General features: G+C 33.8%; 2 protein-coding genes and 1 pseudogene. 2 read left to right on the top strand and 1 reads right to left on the bottom strand.

What is annotated here, in order from left to right:
- The first annotated feature begins 252 nt into the window (after positions 1-252).
- Entirely contained in the window at positions 253-516 is a 264-nt protein-coding gene (locus tag PX482_RS23620; RefSeq protein WP_002752205.1) for a hypothetical protein, read from the top strand.
- Positions 513-950: a putative toxin-antitoxin system toxin component, PIN family gene (locus PX482_RS23615; protein ID WP_002761089.1), complete on the top strand. Its 438-nt coding sequence runs from the start codon at positions 513-515 to the stop codon at positions 948-950. The genes PX482_RS23620 and PX482_RS23615 overlap by 4 nt, the downstream gene beginning before the upstream one ends.
- 40 nt (positions 951-990) lie before the next feature.
- Here PX482_RS23615 and PX482_RS23610 read toward each other — a convergent pair.
- Positions 991-1,488 (bottom strand): annotated as a pseudogene (locus tag PX482_RS23610) (ATPase); the annotation flags it as partial.

Raw genomic sequence — 1,488 nt, 5'->3', positions numbered from 1 at the left:
TTCTCAAGGTCGTGTAATCGGTACTTGGGCCGATGTGTTAAACCGCGCTGGTATCGGTATGGAAGTAATGCACGAGCGTAATGCACATAACTTCCCCTTAGACTTGGCTAGTGGTGAACAGGCTCCTGTAGCTCTGATTGCTCCTGCTATCAATGGTTAATTCCTAGTCTGAACGAAAAGGCACTCCCGCAAGGGGGTGCTTTTTTGTTGTTAGAATTATGATATAGCTCAATGTTAAGTGGAGTTAATTTTATGATATCCCCTCAAATTATTGAACTTGAACAAAAGTTACGAAATTTTTCGTTTGAAGATAAACAATGGTTATTAGAACAGTTACACAAGCATTTAGAAGTTTTAAAAGAAAATGTAAATAGAAAACAGGCCAAAGATTTGATTATGGAAACATTAAATGAGGTTCAAAATATGCCCGATAATTGTTATCATGAAGTTTGGCAAAAATTTGATGACGCTTGTGTGAGAATTTCAGGAAACTTAGAAGAATCTGATTTACTATGATGTTTGCTCAAGATTCACCTCTTGTTATTCTTGATACTTCGGTTTTTCTTTCAGCTTTGTTAAGTAAAAATCCTAACAGTGCGCCTTGTCAAATTATTCGTTATTGGCGAGAGGGTAGATTTAAGTTAGTTATTTCTCCTCAATTATTGGAGGAATTGGTTGAAAAACTATTACTGAAAAATATTGACAGAAATGATATTAAGGAGATTTTAACGGCTATTTTTTATACTGCTATCAAAATTCAAGGCATTTATCAAGCAACGCTACTCGATCAGGTTGATCCAAATGATAATATGTTTTTGGCAGCCGCTTACGAAATAGGTGCTGATTATCTAGTTTCTTTAGATAAAAAACACATTTTACCGCTAAAGCATTATCATCATACACAAATTTTATCGCCAAATTTATTCTTACAAGTTTTGCAAAATAGTTAAAGATAAAAATGCGATCGCATCTATTTGTAAAGAGATAATCCTAATCGTTAGGATTTCTTTTAAGATAAGATTTAAAGACAGGATTAATAGGAAAATAGGACGAGGTTTCTGATGGTAATTTATCCAGTAAACAGCGTCTCATTAATGACTGAATAGCTGCCCAAAATTGGGATTGAGAAAGGTCAAGATTACCAGTTTTGGGAAACTTTTCTACCGCTTCAGTTTGATTAGCTAACCAGTGTATCACCTTTTTTTCTGTTGCGGATAAACGCTGTAAATGACATTCGATCGAGTTTTCTATATCCCCTAAATAAATTTCATTGTTCATTTGTTCTAAAAATAAGGATACTTCTCCATCAAATAGCTCAATAATAGTTGAGGAGATGATATTTAACCAGTTAGGATGACCTTGATAAAGTTCCCTCAGTTTCGTCCATTTCTCCTCACTTTTTAAACCGTATTCTTTGAAGATTTCTTCAAATTCTGTTGTTAAACCTTGTAGGTATAAAGTTTTAATTTTATCGGATTTTAAGGTAAC

This window comes from Microcystis sp. M53602_WE12 (assembly GCF_030065455.1).
Lineage (GTDB): Bacteria > Cyanobacteriota > Cyanobacteriia > Cyanobacteriales > Microcystaceae > Microcystis > Microcystis aeruginosa.
Note: the sequence above shows the minus strand (reverse complement) of the source record. Positions and strands in the feature narration are given on the sequence as shown.